This window comes from Segatella maculosa DSM 19339 = JCM 15638 (assembly GCF_000382385.1).
In the GTDB taxonomy this organism is placed as follows: Bacteria; Bacteroidota; Bacteroidia; order Bacteroidales; family Bacteroidaceae; genus Prevotella; species Prevotella maculosa.
Map to the genome: position 1 here is coordinate 18,196 of NZ_KB908336.1, position 18,240 is coordinate 36,435.

The window sequence follows — 18,240 nt, forward strand, 5'->3', positions numbered from 1 at the left end:
GTATAAACATTCACACATGAAAACAAAGACAAGCAGGCTCGAAACGCTGAAGCTTCTCATCTCAAGCAACGAGCTCGGCAACCAAGAAGAGGTGCTGAAAGCGCTAAGGAAAGAGGGCTTTAAGCTGACGCAAGCCACCTTGAGCCGCGACCTGAAGCAGCTGAAAGTGGCCAAAGCGGCCAGCATGAACGGGAAATACGTCTACGTGTTGCCCAACGAAACGATGTACAAGCGCATACATAAGCCGCTCTCGCCCGGAGAAATGATGCGTAATCCGGGCTTTATTTCCATCAATTTCTCGGGGAACATGGGAGTCATCAAGACGCGTCCGGGCTACGCCAGCAGTATTGCTTACGACATAGACAACTGCGATATACCCGAAATCTTGGGTACGATAGCCGGCGATGACACCATTTTTATCGTCATCAAAGAGGGCTTCAGCCACGAAGAAACGACTGAAAGTCTGAACCGATTGCGCCCCGATTTTTAGTTCGCCGGCTATGGTTGGTTCCTTACATATAATAAGGTGTTATCAATTATCGGTGTTCATCGTATAAAACACGAATGTTGTTGGCCTTCCCTATCTAAAAAGACGTAACCAACTGATAGCCAAATGGAACCGTAATCTGCATGAGACGGGTCTGCAATAAGACTGACTTTGCACGGTAAAATGGCCCATATTGCGCGGTAAAATGGCTGAGATTACGCGACAAAATGGCTGAGATTACAAACCGGAACGGCCAATAGGACAAAACAACGTGACCCGCGGAGGCCGATGCCTCACGAAATATTGAAAGGAAAAAGAAATGGAAGAACTCAACGTCATGGTGGCCGACAGCAGTCATATCGACTATGTCGACACCATTCTGCAAACGATTTCCGATGCTGCAAAGGTCAGGGGAACGGGCATAGCCAAGCGTTCTCCGGAATATGTGGCCACGAAAATGCGCGAGGGAAAGGCCGTCATTGCCCTGCAAGGCAGGCGGTTTGCCGGTTTCAGTTACATCGAAACGTGGGGCAACAAGCACTATGTAACGACCTCAGGATTGATTGTTCACCCTGACTTCCGCGGCCTCGGACTGGCCAAAAAGATAAAGGATCTCACGTTTACTTTAGCCAGAAAGCGATGGCCAAAGGCTAAGATTTTCTCACTGACCAGCGGAGCTGCCGTGATGAAAATGAACACACAGCTGGGTTATAGGCCTGTAACGTTTAAGGAACTGACCGACGATGACGCCTTTTGGCGCGGCTGTGAGGGTTGCATCAACGTTGATGTGCTCCACCGAACCAACCGCCGTTATTGCATCTGCACGGCCATGTTGTTCGATCCGGAGGAGGAAATGGAAGCCCACCCCCAACCCCTCCCAAGGGAGGGGAGCGCAACACACACAACAAAGATAGCACAATATAAGACCGCGGACAGTGGGACGTATGGTAAATTGAAAGAATTTGCATACGAGAACAGAAGAAATCCGACCGAAGCGGAGCATATCTTATGGGGCTATCTGAAAGGTATGCAACAAGGAGTGCGCTTCAGAAGACAACACATCATAGGACAATTTATTGCCGATTTGTCTTGTCCACGGTTGAAACTGATTATAGAAATCGACGGAGGTTACCATCAACTGCCTTCCCAACAGGCCTCCGACAGGCAGCGTACTGCGTGGCTTGAAGCACAAGGCTACACGGTTATGAGGTTCACGAATGAAGAAATTATAGCCGATACCAAGCGCGTTTTGAATGAAATACAAAAGGAAATAGAACGATTAAAAATAATTGAATATGGGAGAACATAGCACAAAATCACCTTGTTCGGTTAAGGAGCAAGTCGCATCTCCCCTCCCTCGGGAGGGGAAGGGGGTGGGCCAACGCGTCGTTGTCGCCTTTTCAGGCGGACTCGACACCTCATACACCGTGATGAAACTCAGTCAGGAAGGCTGGGAAGTCTATGCCGCATGTGCCAACACGGGCGGTTTCAGCGACGAACAGCTCAAGACCAACGAAGCAAATGCCTACAAACTGGGGGCAAAGCACTATGTTACGCTCGACGTTACGCAGGAGTATTACGAGAAAAGTCTCAAATATATGATCTTCGGAAACGTAATGCGCAACAACTGTTACCCCATTTCCGTCAGCTCGGAACGCATCTTTCAGGCCATTGCCATCGCTCGCTACGCCAACGAGATCGGTGCCGATGCCATCGCACATGGCAGCACTGGGGCGGGAAACGACCAGATACGCTTCGACATGACGTTCCTTGTAATGGCGCCGAACGTGGAGATTATCACGCTGACCCGCGACAAAGCGTTGAGCAGAAAGGAAGAGGTTGACTATCTGAATGCGCATGGTTTCGCGGCCGACTTCGCCAAATTGAAATACAGTTACAACGTAGGCATCTGGGGAACCAGCATCTGTGGGGGCGAATTACTCGACCCAATGCAGGGCCTTCCCGAGGAGGCTTACCTGAAACATGTCACGAAGAAGGAAGAAAGTCTGCTGAAGATAACTTTCGAAAAGGGCGAAATCGTGGCCGTGAATGATGAGAAGTTCGACGACAAGATAGCTGCCATTCAACGGATAGAAGCCCTCGGTGGGGCCTATGCCATAGGGCGTGACTGCAACGTTGGCGATACAATCATCGGTATAAAAGGGCGCGTTGGCTTTGAAGCCGCAGCTCCCAAGCTCATCATCGAGGCCCATCGACTGTTGGAAAAAAGCACACTCAGCAAGTGGCAACAGTATTGGAAGGACCAAGTTGCCAACTGGTATGGCATGTTTTTGCATGAGAGTCAGTATCTCGAACCCGTCATGCCGGACATCGAAGCAATGCTCACCAGCAGCCAACGCAACGTGAACGGCACGGCAATCTTGCGGCTCCGACCCTTCGGTTTCCAGACGGTAGGCATTGATAGTGCCGACGATTTGACGAAATCGAAGCTTGGGGAATACGGCGAAATGCAGCATGGTTGGACGGCGGAAGACGCAAAGGGGTTCATAAAAGTAAGCTCCACACCACTGAGAGTGTACTATGGAATGCACCCCAAAGAGCTCTCCCGTCCCTAAAGAAGACCTCCCCCGGCCCCTCTGAAGGAGGGGAGCGTGAGCTTGAGGCAAGGAGATGGGCCGACTAAACGGCGAAAGTCGTAGGCCTTCCTTGCAACTTTTCATCGCTTAAACGAGTCATATAAATAAAAAAGTGCAGCTAAAACGATGCATGATAAATGAATAATTGTGAATGAAACAAAGGATTATGGGAAACGGAAAAAGACTGGTGCGCTCGTCATCTGACAGATGGCTGGCCGGAATATTGGGCGGTATAGCCGATTATTTGGATTGGGACCCGGCATTGCTTCGCATTGCCTATTTGCTGTTGACACTGTGCAGCGTAGGCTTTCCGGGCATCATCGCCTACATTATCCTGTGGATATGCATGCCACGGGACACAAACTACGACGTATGATCAGGGTTGGAATTCTCGGGGCGGCAGGATATACGGGGGGAGAACTCATTCGGCTGCTGCTCCATCACCCCGAAACGGAGATTGTTTTTGCCAACAGCGAGAGCAATGCCGGCAACCTCGTGGCCGATGTTCACGAGGGATTGTATGGCGATACTGCCCTTCGGTTCACGTCAGAGATGCCTTTTGACGAGGTAGACGTGGTGTTCTTCTGCTTCGGACACGGCAAGAGCGAGGCTTTCATGCATGCACATGACATTCCGGAACGGGTGAAAATCATCGACTTAGCACAGGACTTTCGTCTGCTTCCTGCCAAGGTCGTGGCGACACAACGGCCCACTCCAGAGGCTCACGACTTTGTTTACGGGCTACCGGAACTCAACAAAGCGGCCATCGTAAAGGCACGCCATGTAGCCAATCCGGGCTGCTTTGCCACCTGTATTCAGTTGGGTTTGCTGCCTGCCGCAAGGCTGAAGCTCATCAAAGAAGACGTGGCCGTGAATGCCATCACAGGAAGTACGGGGGCAGGACAGAAGCCCGGGGCGACGACCCACTTCTCTTGGCGTAACAACAACATGAGCATCTACAAGGCATTCAACCACCAACACGTGCCTGAAATCAGGCAAAGCCTCGCGCAGGTGCAGGGTTCTTTGACGGCTTCCATCGACTTCATTCCCTATCGGGGCGATTTCACGCGCGGCATCTTTGCCACCGAGGTCATCAAGACAGACGTCGATGCCGACACAATCGTCAATGCTTACAAGGACTTCTATAAAAACGCCTGCTTCACGCACTACGTAGACTGCGCAATAGACTTGAAACAGGTGGTCAATACGAACAAATGTCTCGTCCATTGCGACAAGATAGGCAACAAACTGCTCGTCACGTCGTGCATAGACAACCTGCTGAAAGGGGCCGTCGGACAGGCCGTCGAGAACATGAACCTTATGTTCGGCATGCAGGAAGACAAAGGATTGAAATTAAAAGCAACGGGATTTTAGATGAAACTATTCGATGTGTACCCTCTCTTCGATATAAACATCGTGAGGGGACAAGGAGTCAACGTGTGGGACGACAAAGGTCAGGCGTATCTCGACCTCTATGGCGGACACGCCGTCATCAGTATCGGGCACTGTCACCCGCATTATGTCGACCGAATGACCCGACAACTGGGCGAACTTGGCTTTTACAGCAACTCCGTCGTCAACCGATTGCAAGTGGAACTGGCCGAAAGACTGGGGCGAATCAGCGGTTATGACGACTATCAATTGTTCCTCGTCAACAGCGGGGCCGAGGCCAACGAGAACGCTTTGAAGCTGGCTTCGTTCGCGAATGGGCGAAAACGTGTGCTCTCCGCAGCGAAAGCCTTTCACGGGCGTACGTCGTTGGCCGTGGAAGCAACCGACAATCCGAAGATTATTGCACCCATTAATGCCAACGGACACGTGACCTATCTGCCGCTCAACGACTTGCCGGCATGGGAGAAAGAGCTGGCCAAAGGCGACGTGTGTGCCTGTATCGTGGAGTGCATACAGGGTGTGGGCGGGCTCGACATGGCCACTCCGGCGTTTGCCCAAGGCCTGCAAGCGGCCTGCAAGCAGCACGGCACAGTGCTCATCTGCGACGAGATACAGTGCGGTTACGGTCGCAGCGGCCGGTTCTTCGTCCACCAATGGCTCGGCATCCGACCCGACATGATCACCGTGGCCAAAGGCATCGGCAACGGATTCCCTATGGGCGGCGTGTTGATTTCGCCCGACTTCAAGCCCGTTTACGGTCAGTTGGGAACCACTTTCGGCGGCAACCACTTGGCCTGCACAGCGGCATTGGCCGTGCTCGACGTGTTCGAGAACGAGGGTTTGGTGGAGAATGCGCATCTCGTGGGCGACTATTTGATGGACGAACTGAGCCAACTGCAACAGCGCACCCGCCACATTCGCGAACTGCGCGGGCGCGGATTGATGGTCGGTGTGGTGTTGGACATGCCGCACAAGGAGCTCCGCAACAAGCTCATTCACGAGCAATACTGCTTCACGGGCAGTGCCGGGACCGACATGCTGCGCCTGCTTCCGCCGCTGACCCTCTCGCGCGACAACGCAGACGACTTCATCAAGCGACTGGAAACCGCTTTAAGCGAACTATAATATAAAGGTATGAAAATAGCAATCATCGGAGCCGGAGCCATGGGCGGAGCCTTTGCAGAGGGCCTGTTAAGAGGCAACCGGTTCAAATCTGCCGACATCACCGTGGCCAATCCGCACGCCTCGAAGCTCGAACGCTTCGCCGAAATGGGCGCAAGCATCACCACCAACAACAAAGCCGCCGTGGGCGATGCCGACATTGTGGCCATCGTGGTGAAGCCGTGGTTGGTGGAACAGGTCGTCAACGACATCAAACCCGTGCTCAGCCCTCGGCAAATCATCGTCAACATGGCGGCCTCCATCTCCTCGGAACAGCTCTTTGCGTGGCTGGAACAGGAAGACGGCAACGGTCCCACGCTCTTTCAAGTGATTCCCAACATCGCCATTGCGGTTGGGAACAGCATGACTTTCATCGTGCCGTGCCGTGCCGACGCCGATCAAGTGAGGCAGGTAAAGGAAGTGTTCGACGACGTGGGCCAGACTTACCTCACCGACGAGCAACACCTTCGGGCCGGAACGATGCTGGCAAGTTGCGGCATCGCCTACGCCATGCGCTATATCCGTGCGGCCGCGGAGGGCGGAGTAGAACTGGGTTTCAAGGCCGACGTGGCTAAAGACATCGTGCTGCAAACCGTGAAAGGGGCGGTGGAACTGCTGCAAGCCAACGGTAACCACCCCGAAGCCGAAATCGACAAGGTGACGACGCCGGGCGGGCTCACCATCCGTGGCCTCAACGAAATGGAGCATGCCGGCTTCACGAGTGCTGTGATACGCGGACTGAAAGTGTGAAGCGCCTCTCCAAACACCCACCCCAACCCCTCTCGAAAGGAGGGGCGTGCCAACAACAGCAAACACTTAGAAATATAGGTGTTAAACACTCGCAACCATGAGTGTTAAACACTCGCAGTCGTAGGTGTTAAACACTTGCAATCGTGGGTGTTAAACACTCACAGTCGTGGGTGTTTAACACCTTCGGAGAAAGGTACGGTATACCCTTGACCATGGGTACGGTACACCTACGAAGGTCGGTACGATACACCGATGGAGGTCGGTACGGTACACCGATGAAAGTCGGTACGATACACCTTTGAACAGAGGTACGGTATACCCTTTGGAAAGGCTATTCGGTCCCCTTTCCTTTGTGAGGCGCGGGGGAGTCTCTCTAATTAAATCGTATCGAATACAGCGTAATCGGAAAAGATTTCGTAACTTTGGCGGCATGAAAACAATTAAATCATAAGCAATATGGAAGATTCTATCAAACAAATCGGCGAGCGACTGCGCGGGCTCCGCGACGTACTCGACATTCCGGCAGAAGAAGTCGCCGAGCTCTGCAACATCAGTCTGGAGCACTATCTCAAGATTGAATCGGGCGAGGCCGACCCTTCGGTCTACCGCCTATCGAAGATATCAAAACGTTACGGCATATCGCTCGACGTGCTGCTCTTCGGCGAAGAGCCGCGCATGAGCAGCTATTACCTGACCCGCGACGGTCAGGCTCCCGAGATAGACCGTGGCGACAGCTACCAGTATCAGACGCTGGCCGGAGGCTTCCGCGGGCGCAAGATGGACCCGTTCCTCGTGGTCGTCGACCCGTTGCCCGAGGGGAAGCGACACAGCAAGAACACGCACGACGGACAGGAAGTGGACTATATCCTCGAGGGTGTGTTGGAGCTGACCATCGACGGCAAGGTGCTCGTGTTGCGGAAAGGCGACTGTGTCTACTTCGATGCGACTATCCCTCATTGCATGCACGCCTTGGAAGGGAAGTCAGCTAAATTCTTATGCGTAGTAAACTAAAAAGGAGAAGCCTATGTTAGAGCGATTTTTAACGCAGACGAGCTTTGCTTCGGAGGAAGATTATGCAAAGCATCTACACTTCAAGATACCCGAGAACTTCAACTTCGCTTACGACGTAATGGACGTGTGGGCCACGGAACGCCCCGACAACCTCGCCCTATTGTGGACCGACGAAAAGGGCGACGAAATCCGCACTACCTATAAGGAGTTCAAGGAACAGACCGACCGGACGGCGGCCTACTTCATGAGCCTCGGCATCAAGCACGGCGACAAGGTGATGCTAATCTTGAAACGTCACTATCAATGGTGGCTGTCGGTCATGGCATTGTGTAAGGTCGGAGCCATTGCCATTCCTGCCACCCACATGCTGACGGCCCACGACATTGTCTATCGCAACCGGAGCGCCAGCGTGAAGGCGATTATCTGCGCCAACGACGAATATATAACTCACCAGATAGCTGCAGCCATGCCCGAGAGTCGCACGGTGAAAGTGTTGGTTGCGGTCAACTCGCTTTCCGAATGCGGCAAGCCTGTCCCCGAAGGTTTCCACGACTGGCGCAAAGAATGGGCAGAGGCTCCTGCCTTCGTACGCCCAGAGAACGTGAACACCAATGAAGACACCATGATGATGTATTTCACCAGTGGCACGAGTGGCGAGCCGAAGATGGTGGCCCACGACTTCCTTTATGCCTTGGGACACTTGACCACGGGTGTCTATTGGCACAACCTGCACGAGAAGAGCCTGCACCTGACCGTGGCCGACACGGGTTGGGGCAAGGCCGTATGGGGGAAACTCTACGGGCAGTGGTTTGCCGGTGCAACGGTATTTGTCTACGACCATGAGAAGTTCACGGCCGAGAAAATCATGCGGCAGATGGAGAAATACCGCGTCACCTCCTTCTGTGCACCCCCAACCATCTATCGCTTCATGATTCGCGAGGACATCTCCAAATACGATCTGAGTAGCCTTGAATGGTGCACGACGGCGGGAGAAGCCATGAACCCATCGGTGGCAGAGACGTTCAAGAAGCTCACGGGCGTTACCATCTACGAGGGCTTCGGACAAACGGAGACCACCATGACGCTGGGAACGTTCCCTTGGGTGAAGCCGAAACCCGGTTCGATGGGCAAGCCCAACCCGCAATACGACGTACATCTGCTCCGTCCCGACGGCAAAGAGTGTGAAGACGGAGAGAAAGGAGAGATTTGTATTCGCATCGGCGATGAGAAACCCCTCGGACTGTTCAAAGGCTACTATCGCGATGAGGAAAGAACCAAGGAAGCATGGCACGATGGCGTCTACCACACAGGCGACACGGCGTGGCGCGACGAGGACGGTTACTTCTGGTTCGTGGGCCGTACGGACGACGTTATCAAGAGTTCGGGCTACCGCATCGGTCCGTTCGAAGTCGAGAATGCCTTGATGACCCACCCAGCCGTGGTGGAATGCGCCATCACTGGTGTTCCCGACCCTATCCGCGGAATGATTGTCAAGGCTACAGTGGTCTTGGCTGCGGAATACAAGGACAAGGCAGGCGACGAACTCGTGAAGGAATTGCAGAACCATGTCAAGCATGAGACGGCCCCTTACAAATATCCACGCGTCATAGAGTTCGTGGAAGAACTACCAAAGACCATCTCCGGCAAGATACGCCGTGTGGAAATCAGGGAGAAAGACAACCGTAAATAGCCATAAACTTATGAAAAGGATTGTGGTGAAAGTGGGCAGCAATGTGCTGACCCGTGAAGACGGTAAGCTCGACGTCACGAGACTATCGGCCATCGTTGACCAAGTGGCATGGCTCAAGCGAAACGACTATGAGGTTATCCTTGTCTCGTCAGGTGCCATGGCCTGCGGAAGAGGCGAACTGAAACCAGAGTGCAAGCTCGACACCGTGGGCCGTCGGCAGTTATTCTCGGCTATCGGACAAGTGAAACTCATTGGCTACTACCATAATCTCTTTCAGGAATACGGTTTGCGCATTGGTCAAGTGCTCACCATGAAGGAGAGTTTCTCCACCCGTGGTGAATACTTGAACCAACGCGCCTGCATGACTGTGATGCTCAAGAACGATGTGATTCCCATCGTCAATGAGAATGATACGGTCAGCATCACAGAGTTGATGTTCACCGATAACGATGAACTTTCGGGGCTACTCGCCTCAATGATGGACGCCGACACGCTGATTATCCTCAGCAATGTCGACGGGATATTCGACGGAGACCCCAAGGTTTCCACCACACGCGTTATTCCATTTGTCAACTGCGACAGCGACCTTAGCGAATACATACAAGACACCAAGAGTGGCTTCGGGCGCGGCGGAATGATAACGAAGGCTGGAATCGCCCGCAAAGTCGCAGAAGAAGGTATCAAGGTTATCATTGCCAATGGTACAACCGACAATATTTTGATTGACCTCGCCCAGCGTCCGCAGGAAACAATCCACACGGAATTCCGCCCCAACAGCACCCCGACTTCACGGGTAAAGAAGTGGATTGCCCACAGCGAAAGCTTTGCCAAAGGTGTTGTTCATATCAACCAAAAGGCAGAAGAAGCCTTGAAAGGCCCGAAAGCCGTCAGTCTGTTGCTTGTCGGCGTGACAGCCATCGAAGGCGAATTCGAGGAAAATGACATCATCAACGTGGTGGGAAACGACAACAAGCTGATTGCCGTGGGTAGGAGCAGTTACGCTTCTTCCAAGGCCAAACAACACATCGGGGCGCACGACATGAAGCCCCTTATCCACTACGACTACCTTTATATGGAATGACTATGATGCTCTCTGAAACTTTCAAACGCGTAAAAGCAGCAAGTAAATCATTGGCCTTCCTCACCGATGACCGCCGAAACGAAGTGTTGCAGGCTCTTGCCGATGCCATAGAGAGCCACATTGACTGCCTTTTGGCTGCCAATACCATTGATTTATCCTGCATGGACAAAGCCAACCCCATGTACGATCGACTGCAACTCACGCCACAACGCCTTCACGACATAGCCAATGACATGCGCCATGTCAGCCAACTTCCTTCACCACTTGGCCGGACGTTGAAGGAAAAAACGCTCGATAACGGACTTCACCTGCGCCGTGTCAGCACGCCTTTCGGTGTCATCGGCATGATATATGAAGCGCGTCCCAACGTTACCTTTGATGTTTTCTCCCTTTGTTTCAAGAGTGGAAACGCTTGTATATTAAAAGGTGGGAAGGATGCTGACGAAAGTAACCGGGCTGGAGTAGCCTTGATACACGATGTTTTGAAAGCACACAACATCAATCCCAGCGTCGTTGAACTCCTTCCTGCAAGCCATGAAGCCACGGAAGAGCTTCTTACTGCCGTCGGCTTCGTGGACCTGTGTATTCCACGCGGCAGTAAACGCCTGATAGACTTCGTTCGAAACACGGCTAAAGTGCCCGTCATAGAGACCGGAGCAGGCGTTGTACATTGCTATTTCGATGAAGCTGGCGACTTGACAATGGGCCGTGACATCATCACAAACGCCAAATGCCGTCGGTGTAGTGTCTGCAATGCTCTCGACACTCTGCTTGTCCACCGCAACCGCCTACAAGACTTGCCTCAACTATGCAGTCAATTGGCAGAGAAAGGTGTAAAACTCCATGCTGACAGCGAAGCCTATCATGTCCTCGAAGGCCATTATCCCGCCCAATTACTCGTCTTGGTGACCGCGGATATTTGGCATACCGAATGGCTCAGCATGCAAATGGGCATCAAAACGGTCGGCAGTATAGACGAAGCACTTGACCATATATCGACCTATGGTAGCGGACATAGTGAGAGTATTGTGACCGAAGACATTGAAAAGCAACATCAGTTTCAGACGATGGTCGATGCAGCTTGTGTCTATGTGAACGCCCCTACGAGTTTTACCGACGGCGGACAGTTCGGTCTTGGTGCTGAGATCGGTATCAGTACGCAGAAACTTGGTGCCCGCGGACCAATGGCTTTAGAGGAAATCACCACCTATAAATGGCTGATAGAAGGACGGGGACAGGTGAGGAGTTAGGGATGTGGAGTATTGAATGAGAAGTTATCATCATATAAAATGATAAATGAATCATGTCAAGTCCGAAGGTTCAACCCTCCACATCATAAAAACAACTCCACATTCGCCATTTCCCATTAAAATAATTCCTCATTAAAACAACTCAATATTCACCTTATGAACACATTCTTCAACGTATCTGACTTAGGTAATCTCACGCAAGCTTTGGCCGAAGCCCGCGAAGTAAAGAACAATCGCTTCGGTTTTCAACCGTTAGGTAAGAACAAAACGCTGTTGATGATATTCTTCAACAACAGTCTCCGCACGCGTCTGTCCACCCAGAAGGCTGCAATGAATCTTGGAATGAACGTCATTGTGCTCGATGTGAACGCCGGTGCATGGAAACTTGAGACAGAACGCGGCGTAATCATGGATGGTGACAAGAGTGAACACCTGTTAGAAGCCATTCCGGTGATGGCCAGTTACTGCGATCTCATCGGAATTCGCAGCTTTGCAGGCCTTGTCGAGCGCGAATTTGACTATGCCGAGACCATTGTCAACCAATTTGTAGCATACAGCGGCCGCCCCGTTTTCGCCATGGAAACGGCAACCGTGCACCCACTTCAGGCTTTTGCCGACCTTATAACCATTGAAGAACACAAGAAAAGCGAACGTCCCAAGGTGGTATTAACATGGGCACCGCATTGCCGAGCATTGCCGCAAGCGGTCCCAAACAGCTTTGCCGAGTGGATGAACGCAGCCGATGTAGACTTCGTTATTACCCATCCTAAGGGCTACGAACTTGACCCTAAGTTCGCAGGAAACATAAAAGTAGAATACGATCAGCGTAAGGCCTTCGAAGGAGCCGACTTCATCTACGCCAAGAACTGGAGCTGTCCGGGTGTCACACGGCCTGCCGATTACGGCAAAATCCTATGTAACGACCCTGCATGGACGATAGACCAAGAACACATGAGTTGGACGAACAACGCCTATTTCATGCATTGTCTGCCCGTTCGTCGCGGTCTTATCGTGACCGATGACGTTATCGAAAGCCCGCAAAGTCTTGTCATTCCAGAGGCAGCCAACCGGGAAATCAGTGCCGAGGTGGTTATCAAGCGGATATTAGAGGGGCTGTGAAAACCATTGACCGCCATACCTTCAGGCTTTCCAAAGGTACGTAAAGCGAGGCAAACCCGGCTTCCGAACGGTCTCTTACCCATCATGTTTTCTCATTTTCGTATGAAAATATTTAGGATAACATTGTGTGATTACAGATTTTTATGTACCTTTGCACCCACAATAAAAGCTAAATCGGGATGTAGCGCAGTTGGTAGCGCACTACGTTCGGGACGTAGGGGTCGGGCGTTCGAGTCGCCTCATCCCGACAAAAGCAAGCAAAAGGGGTTGATTGTCAACCCCTTTTTTGTTGAAAATAAGTTTTTTTGCTTTGCCACGCTACCCATTCCGACATCAAAACAAAAGAAGAGCGGAAGCCCATTACAAAGGACTTCCGCTCTATGCGCTTCAAGATGGGCTTGAACCAACGACCCCCTGATTAACAGTCAGGTGCTCTAACCAACTGAGCTATTGAAGCATGAATTGCAAAATCAATACCGATTTGCGGTTGCAAAGGTAAGATAATCTTTTTTAATGGCCAAACTTTTCGACTAAAAAAATCATTGTATCGCTAATTTTAGCTAATTTGCCTGTCATCGTAATGATTTTACATCTTTATATATTACTTTTGTAGCTATTATGAGAAAGCTAATAGTATTCATTATAGCACTGTTGACCTTGCCGGCAGCCGCGCAAAATGACACAGACCATAACTTCACGGTGGCCAAAAACCTTGAAGTATTCAATGCCATCTACAAGAATCTCGACCTGCTTTACGTGGATCGGCTACCTGCCGACACTGTGATTGGCAACGCTGTTGATGCTATGCTGGAGTCACTTGACCCTTACACGGAGTATTATCCGCAGGCCAAAGGCAAGGATCTCAAGCTGCTGATGACAGGAAAATACGCAGGTGTAGGGGCATTGATACGCTATAGTCCGAAATACAAGAACACGTTTATCGACGAACCCTACGAAAACATGCCGGCTGCCAATGCCGGTCTGCGTAAAGGAGACCTGATCCTTGCGATAGATGCCCTTTCAATGGAAGGCAAACCCACGCAGTTTGTCAGCGACCATCTGCGAGGTGATGCCGGAACAACATTCATGATAAAAATAAAACGGCCGTCAACGGGCAAGATCATGAAGCTCAAAATCACACGAGGTGCCATCAAAATGCCCGCAGTTCCCTATTACGGACTACTTGGAAACGGCCTCGGCTACATCAATCTCAACCAATTCACGGAGGGAGCCGCCAAGGATTTCCGTCGGGCTTTCGTTGAAATGAAGAAAGACGGCATGCAAAAACTGGTCATCGACCTACGCAATAACGGAGGAGGATTAGAGAACGAAGCCGTTGATATCGTGAACCTTTTCGTGCCGAAAGACTTGATGATTGTGTCAAACCGAGGGAAAGTGAAGCGGCTCGACCGCAACTATAAGACCAATTCTGAACCCATCGACACCGTGATTCCTATCGTTGTGCTGGTCAACGGCAACACTGCCAGCTCGAGTGAAATCACCGCCGGCGCGCTGCAAGACCTCGATCGGGCCGTCATCATGGGTACACGCACTTACGGGAAAGGGCTCGTTCAAACCACGGTAGACCTGCCTTACAACGGAAAACTCAAGCTGACAACCCACAAATACTACATCCCGAGCGGGCGTTGCATTCAGGCTGTCAACTACAAACACGACCGTGGCGGCTACACCGAGCATGTTCCCGACTCGCTCTCACGCATTTTCCACACCCGAAACGGGCGTGAGGTGCGCGATGGCGGCGGAATCAAGCCCGATATCGAGGTGAAACCCGACACAGCCTCGAATATTCAGAGCTATCTCATGTCGGTTATCGACTCCACGGAGACCGTTCTTGAATACGTTCTCGACTATGTCGCAAAGCATCCCACGATTGTCGGTCCGTCAGAATTCGAACTTAGCGATGCCGACTATGAAGCCTTCAAGCAACATGTGCTCAACAGCGGTTTCAAATACGACGGCGTGAGCGAGAAAATCTTGAAAGAACTCGTGAAGACGGCTAAGTTCGAAGGCTATTATGATGATGCAAAAGCCGAGTTCGAGGCCATTGAGAATAAACTGAAACACAATGTTGCCAAAGACCTTGACTACAACCGCGACCGCATCAAACAAGCGTTAGCCGCCGATATCGTGGGCGTCTACTACTATCAACGCGGAACTATCGCCTATACATTGAAGCACGACAAACAAATGAAAGCGGCCAAGAAACTGTTAGGCAACATGACTGAGTATCGAAAGATACTGAATAAGTGATTGAGACTTGCTTTCCCGTTGTCACATTTACACTGGAAAGCAAGCTATTTCACGAAATCCTTCTTGACAATCAACCGATAATCACGCACCGTGAGACGGATATGACAACCTTTCGGCAACCGCTGAAGGGGCACACTTATATATCCTTTGCTTGAATAATATTCGGGAACGCCACCTTGGTCATGGTAGAGGGTGAGCCAAAGTTGACGGATATGGCCACCAAGTTCCATGCTGTCAGTGGCAACCACGGCTATGGTCTGTCCCTTTTTCCCATCGTTTTGTCTGGCAGTCTTCACCGAAAAGCCAATGTTGAGATAACGCCGATTGCGGCTGATCCATGCACTTTCGAACACAACGGGGTCCGTACGAACCGCCTTGACCTTGCTTTTGGACTGCCAAGCCACCACGGGAACCTGAAAGAAACGGGAAGCAATCGCCGTATGATGGTCTACTTTGCTGTAATAAAGCAGTCCGCGATAATTCGTATCAGCCTGCGAAGCCCACGAAACCTTGTATCTGGGAGACAACACCAATGAATCTCTGTTGTCGGTGACGGCATAATCGATTTCATTGGGCGCCTTTGTATGCGCCTCAACGAAGTCGGCTCGAAGATAAGAGTAGTCCCCATCGCCACTCTCATAGGTGTCATTGGAGCAACTGCCCGCCAGAAAAGGAACGACGAGCAGTGTAAAAGGCCATTTATACCGCGCCATGTGTCATTTCATAAAGGGAAGATAGTTGAGCAACGACTTGAACCTTCCGCCTTCGCCACGTGCCGCCATATAGTTTTTCGCCGGATAAGCATACTGACTGAGCAGACATACCCGCAGATAACGGTCGTCCTTGTTCTCGATATCAATCTTGGCAAGCTGCCCCATCATGTATTCTTCGAACTGTTTATGGTCGTTCTCGGTGTAATGTTCGGTGTACATGCGCGTGTCTTGGAGCATATCCAACGCGATATAGTTGCAGGGATAGAGACGATAGTTGCGGTGGATCTCGGTGTCGATATGCGCAGCTATCGTGTCAAAGAGCTTGTTTTTGGGTTGTTCTTGGTCTACGGTTTGCAACCAATCATCGATACATGGTGCGCATTCATAATGGATATGACCCTTGAATCCCTTGATACCTGTGAGCATACTTTCCATGTCGTCTTCGGCCGTTTTCTTCCAAAACGGAACGTCACGACGCAGTTGATACTCCCTTGCCTTCAGGTAATCGCAGGGGTCGAACTCGTAAGAAATGGACAAAGGAACGATATGTAACTGGCAAAGACGGTCGATAACAGACCCCTCACCGCCCATGGCCATCATCTTGAGAATGGCAGGTTGCGTCAGATCGTTGGAGTTCTTGGCCCGTCCTTGCCGCTGGGCTATCCACACATTCTCGTGCTTCACGTTGATAGCGAAGTGGATATACTCCGACATTCGCTTGCTGGCACGCAGCATTTCGACCGAGTGCAGGGCACGTTCCACAGTGAACGACTTGTTAATCCGCACAAGATCCCTCACCCAAGGCTCGCCAAGCAGGTTGTCACCTATGGCAATTTCGCAAGTCGTATCAAAGCCTACGTCGATGAGAAGCTTGTCGAGAAAGGCCGAATCAAGCACGATATCGCGATGATTGCTCACGAAAGTGTATCGGTTTTTGATGTTGATATTATAGGCATCCATGTCACATCCCAAGCTCAACTTCACGATCAACTGCTGCAAGAAGGGGTAACAGAATGCCTTCTGAAACTCAAGATTCGTCTTACACTCATGCATCTTCTTGGCAATATCGTCGAGCGAAATGTCGGGATAAAGGTAAGCCAAGACCTTTTGGAATTGAGGTTCGGCCAGCAATCTGTCGTAGACCGCGGGTAACTCCTCGGGCTCAAAGGGCCTGATGCAATCAAATTCTGACGGGATATTCATAATATATGATTTAGAAATTAAAGCATTTAGAGCATGGCGGAGGCCATCGTGTCGCCGGCAATAACAAGTTCGATACCCAACTCTTCAATGGCTGCGGCGATAGTCGGCGAAACATGGGCATCGGTAATAATCATATCGACATCGTCCATGCCGCAGATACGGGCAAACCCACGCCGTCCGAACTTGCTCGAGTCGGCAAGTACGATGGTCTTTTGGGCCGTATGAATCATCTCCCGGTTGAGTTCAGCCTCGCGCATGTCGGTGGTTGAGATGCCAAACTCAAGGTCTATGCCGTCAACACCCAAGAACAACTTGCTGAACGAGCAGCTCCTTAAAATCATTTCGCTGTATTGTCCCACCACCGAAAGGCTGCTGTGGCGCACGTTTCCGCCTATCTGAATGATGTCGATGTTCTCGTTTTCGGCCAGAAACTCCGTGGCTTGCAACGATGCAGAGACCACGGTGAGCTTGTCGGCCGGCCGAAGATTGCGTGCTAGCGCATGGATCGTGGTGCCCGAAGCAAGCAGTATCGAGTCGTTAGGCACCACCAATTGCGCCGCTTCCATGCCGATGAGCTGTTTCTCCTCAGCGTTGAGGCTCTCCTTTTCGTTGACAGAACGGTTGTTGGCAAAGGGATTGATGAGGATAGCCTTGCCGTGACTGCGATACAATCTGCCGTTTTTCTCGAGTTCCGTAAGGTCTTTTCGAATGGTCACGGACGACACATTGAGCAACTCTGCCAGCTCCGACACCTGAACAGAACTTTGCTTCATGAGTTGTTCTAAGATATAAGTATGGCGTTCTTCCTTTGTCATAGGCCGATTGAATTAGCAATATCATCTCCGGTTAAACTATACAAAGATAGTCTTTTTCTACTATATTGGTTCGCGCGAGCATAAGATTTAACAATATATTAACTAACTTTGGCCGCCGCAGGACCATCATTTGGCTTGCAAAGCCGGTCCACGTGGCATTGCCGTCTCGGCCGTTCTGCCGCACAAGATGATTGATATAACGGACGCACGAGCCGTGCGTCCCTACATACCACGCAACAATCAACTTGTTTACTCGTCTACTTGCCAACTGTCAACAGAAAAATGAGTGGACGTACGAGCCGTGCGTCCCTACATACCACGCAACAATTAACTTGTTTACTCGCCTACTTGCCAACTGTCAACAGAAAAATGAGTGGACGCACGAGTCGTGCGTCCCTAGAAGCCTACAGCGTTTCCCATGCAAAAACAGATGGAGTGTGCGGGGAATGTAGGGACGCACGGCCCGTGCGTCCGCCCAAACCGCCATGCACCTACCTTCACTTTTCAAAGCCGTTTCAAAGCTGTTATTTACAGTTTCTTACAGATGGGTTTCTTATCTCACCCATTTTACCGCGCAATATGGGTGATATTATCGTGCAATATGGGTCATTTTGCGGGCTAATATGGGCCATATTGGAAACTGATATCCAACCTGTTGGTTCCCAACGAGATGTAAACCGAAACGCAGGCCCGCCCATCA

Annotated in this window: 16 protein-coding genes, 2 tRNA genes and 1 pseudogene; 15 read left to right on the forward strand and 4 right to left on the reverse strand. The window is 51.2% G+C overall.

The genetic code is table 11. The features are described 5' to 3' along the window. Nucleotides 1–16: 16 nt before the first annotated feature. The 14 genes and pseudogenes from H164_RS0111620 to H164_RS0111680 all read left to right on the forward strand — a co-directional run bounded on the left by H164_RS0111620 (nt 17) and on the right by H164_RS0111680 (nt 12,786). On the forward strand, nt 17–490 hold the full coding sequence (locus H164_RS0111620) for an arginine repressor (RefSeq protein WP_019968778.1): 474 nt from the start codon (nt 17–19) through the stop codon (nt 488–490). A gap of 316 nt (nt 491–806) precedes the next feature. After that, nucleotides 807–1,373, forward strand: a pseudogene (locus H164_RS15960) (DUF559 domain-containing protein); the annotation flags it as partial. Between the two features lie 66 nt (nt 1,374–1,439). Beyond that, nucleotides 1,440–1,796, forward strand: coding sequence for an endonuclease domain-containing protein (locus H164_RS15965; protein ID WP_373278021.1), 357 nt, complete (start codon nt 1,440–1,442; stop codon nt 1,794–1,796). After that, nucleotides 1,783–3,063 (forward strand): argininosuccinate synthase, encoded by a 1,281-nt coding sequence (locus H164_RS0111630; protein WP_282705207.1) that lies wholly within the window; start codon nt 1,783–1,785, stop codon nt 3,061–3,063. The genes H164_RS15965 and H164_RS0111630 overlap by 14 nt, the downstream gene beginning before the upstream one ends. Nucleotides 3,064–3,235: 172 nt before the next feature. Further along, on the forward strand, nt 3,236–3,460 hold the full coding sequence (locus H164_RS0111635; protein WP_008564622.1) for a PspC domain-containing protein: 225 nt from the start codon (nt 3,236–3,238) through the stop codon (nt 3,458–3,460). After that, nucleotides 3,457–4,458, forward strand: a complete 1,002-nt coding sequence (gene argC / locus H164_RS0111640; protein ID WP_019968782.1) for an N-acetyl-gamma-glutamyl-phosphate reductase — start codon at nt 3,457–3,459, stop codon at nt 4,456–4,458. Before H164_RS0111635 ends, argC begins: the two co-directional genes overlap by 4 nt. Continuing rightward, nucleotides 4,459–5,601, forward strand: a complete 1,143-nt coding sequence (locus tag H164_RS0111645) for an aspartate aminotransferase family protein (protein WP_019968783.1) — start codon at nt 4,459–4,461, stop codon at nt 5,599–5,601. Between the two features lie 9 nt (nt 5,602–5,610). Continuing rightward, entirely contained in the window at nt 5,611–6,387 is a 777-nt protein-coding gene (locus H164_RS0111650) for a pyrroline-5-carboxylate reductase family protein (RefSeq protein WP_019968784.1), read from the forward strand. 456 nt (nt 6,388–6,843) lie between these two features. Then, on the forward strand, nt 6,844–7,398 hold the full coding sequence (locus H164_RS0111655; protein WP_008564617.1) for a helix-turn-helix domain-containing protein: 555 nt from the start codon (nt 6,844–6,846) through the stop codon (nt 7,396–7,398). 13 nt (nt 7,399–7,411) lie between these two features. Next, a complete protein-coding gene (locus H164_RS0111660; protein WP_019968785.1) occupies nt 7,412–9,088 on the forward strand; it encodes an AMP-binding protein in 1,677 nt (558 codons plus the stop codon). A gap of 10 nt (nt 9,089–9,098) precedes the next feature. Further along, nucleotides 9,099–10,169, forward strand: coding sequence for a glutamate 5-kinase (gene proB, locus H164_RS0111665; protein WP_019968786.1), 1,071 nt, complete (start codon nt 9,099–9,101; stop codon nt 10,167–10,169). A gap of 2 nt (nt 10,170–10,171) precedes the next feature. Next, the gene (locus H164_RS0111670) at nt 10,172–11,419 is read left to right on the forward strand and encodes a glutamate-5-semialdehyde dehydrogenase (RefSeq protein WP_025830230.1); all 1,248 of its coding nucleotides are present in this window, start codon (nt 10,172–10,174) and stop codon (nt 11,417–11,419) included. Nucleotides 11,420–11,575: 156 nt separating this feature from the next. Further along, nucleotides 11,576–12,538: a Rossmann-fold NAD(P)-binding domain-containing protein gene (locus H164_RS0111675; RefSeq protein ID WP_019968788.1), complete on the forward strand. Its 963-nt coding sequence runs from the start codon at nt 11,576–11,578 to the stop codon at nt 12,536–12,538. 175 nt (nt 12,539–12,713) lie between these two features. Further along, nucleotides 12,714–12,786: transfer RNA gene (locus H164_RS0111680), tRNA-Pro, on the forward strand. Between the two features lie 135 nt (nt 12,787–12,921). Here H164_RS0111680 and H164_RS0111685 read toward each other — a convergent pair. After that, nucleotides 12,922–12,995 (reverse strand) — tRNA-Asn (locus tag H164_RS0111685). A 161-nt stretch (nt 12,996–13,156) separates the two neighbouring features. On the opposite strand from H164_RS0111685, the gene H164_RS0111690 reads away from it, so the two are divergent. Beyond that, nucleotides 13,157–14,809 carry a S41 family peptidase gene (locus H164_RS0111690; RefSeq protein WP_019968789.1) on the forward strand — a complete coding sequence of 551 codons (1,653 nt, stop codon included), beginning with the start codon at nt 13,157–13,159 and terminating at the stop codon, nt 14,807–14,809. Between the two features lie 44 nt (nt 14,810–14,853). Here H164_RS0111690 and H164_RS0111695 read toward each other — a convergent pair whose 3' ends face one another. From H164_RS0111695 to H164_RS0111705, 3 genes are read right to left on the reverse strand one after another with little or no spacing between them, the layout of a single operon-like run. After that, complete coding sequence (locus H164_RS0111695; RefSeq protein ID WP_019968790.1) at nt 14,854–15,522, reverse strand: NigD1/NigD2 family lipoprotein; 669 nt, start codon at nt 15,520–15,522, stop codon at nt 14,854–14,856. Nucleotides 15,523–15,525: 3 nt separating this feature from the next. Continuing rightward, nucleotides 15,526–16,725 carry an acyltransferase gene (locus H164_RS0111700; RefSeq protein ID WP_019968791.1) on the reverse strand — a complete coding sequence of 400 codons (1,200 nt, stop codon included), beginning with the start codon at nt 16,723–16,725 and terminating at the stop codon, nt 15,526–15,528. A gap of 26 nt (nt 16,726–16,751) precedes the next feature. Further along, on the reverse strand, nt 16,752–17,540 hold the full coding sequence (locus tag H164_RS0111705) for a DeoR/GlpR family DNA-binding transcription regulator (RefSeq protein ID WP_019968792.1): 789 nt from the start codon (nt 17,538–17,540) through the stop codon (nt 16,752–16,754). Between the last annotated feature and the right edge of the window lie 700 nt (nt 17,541–18,240).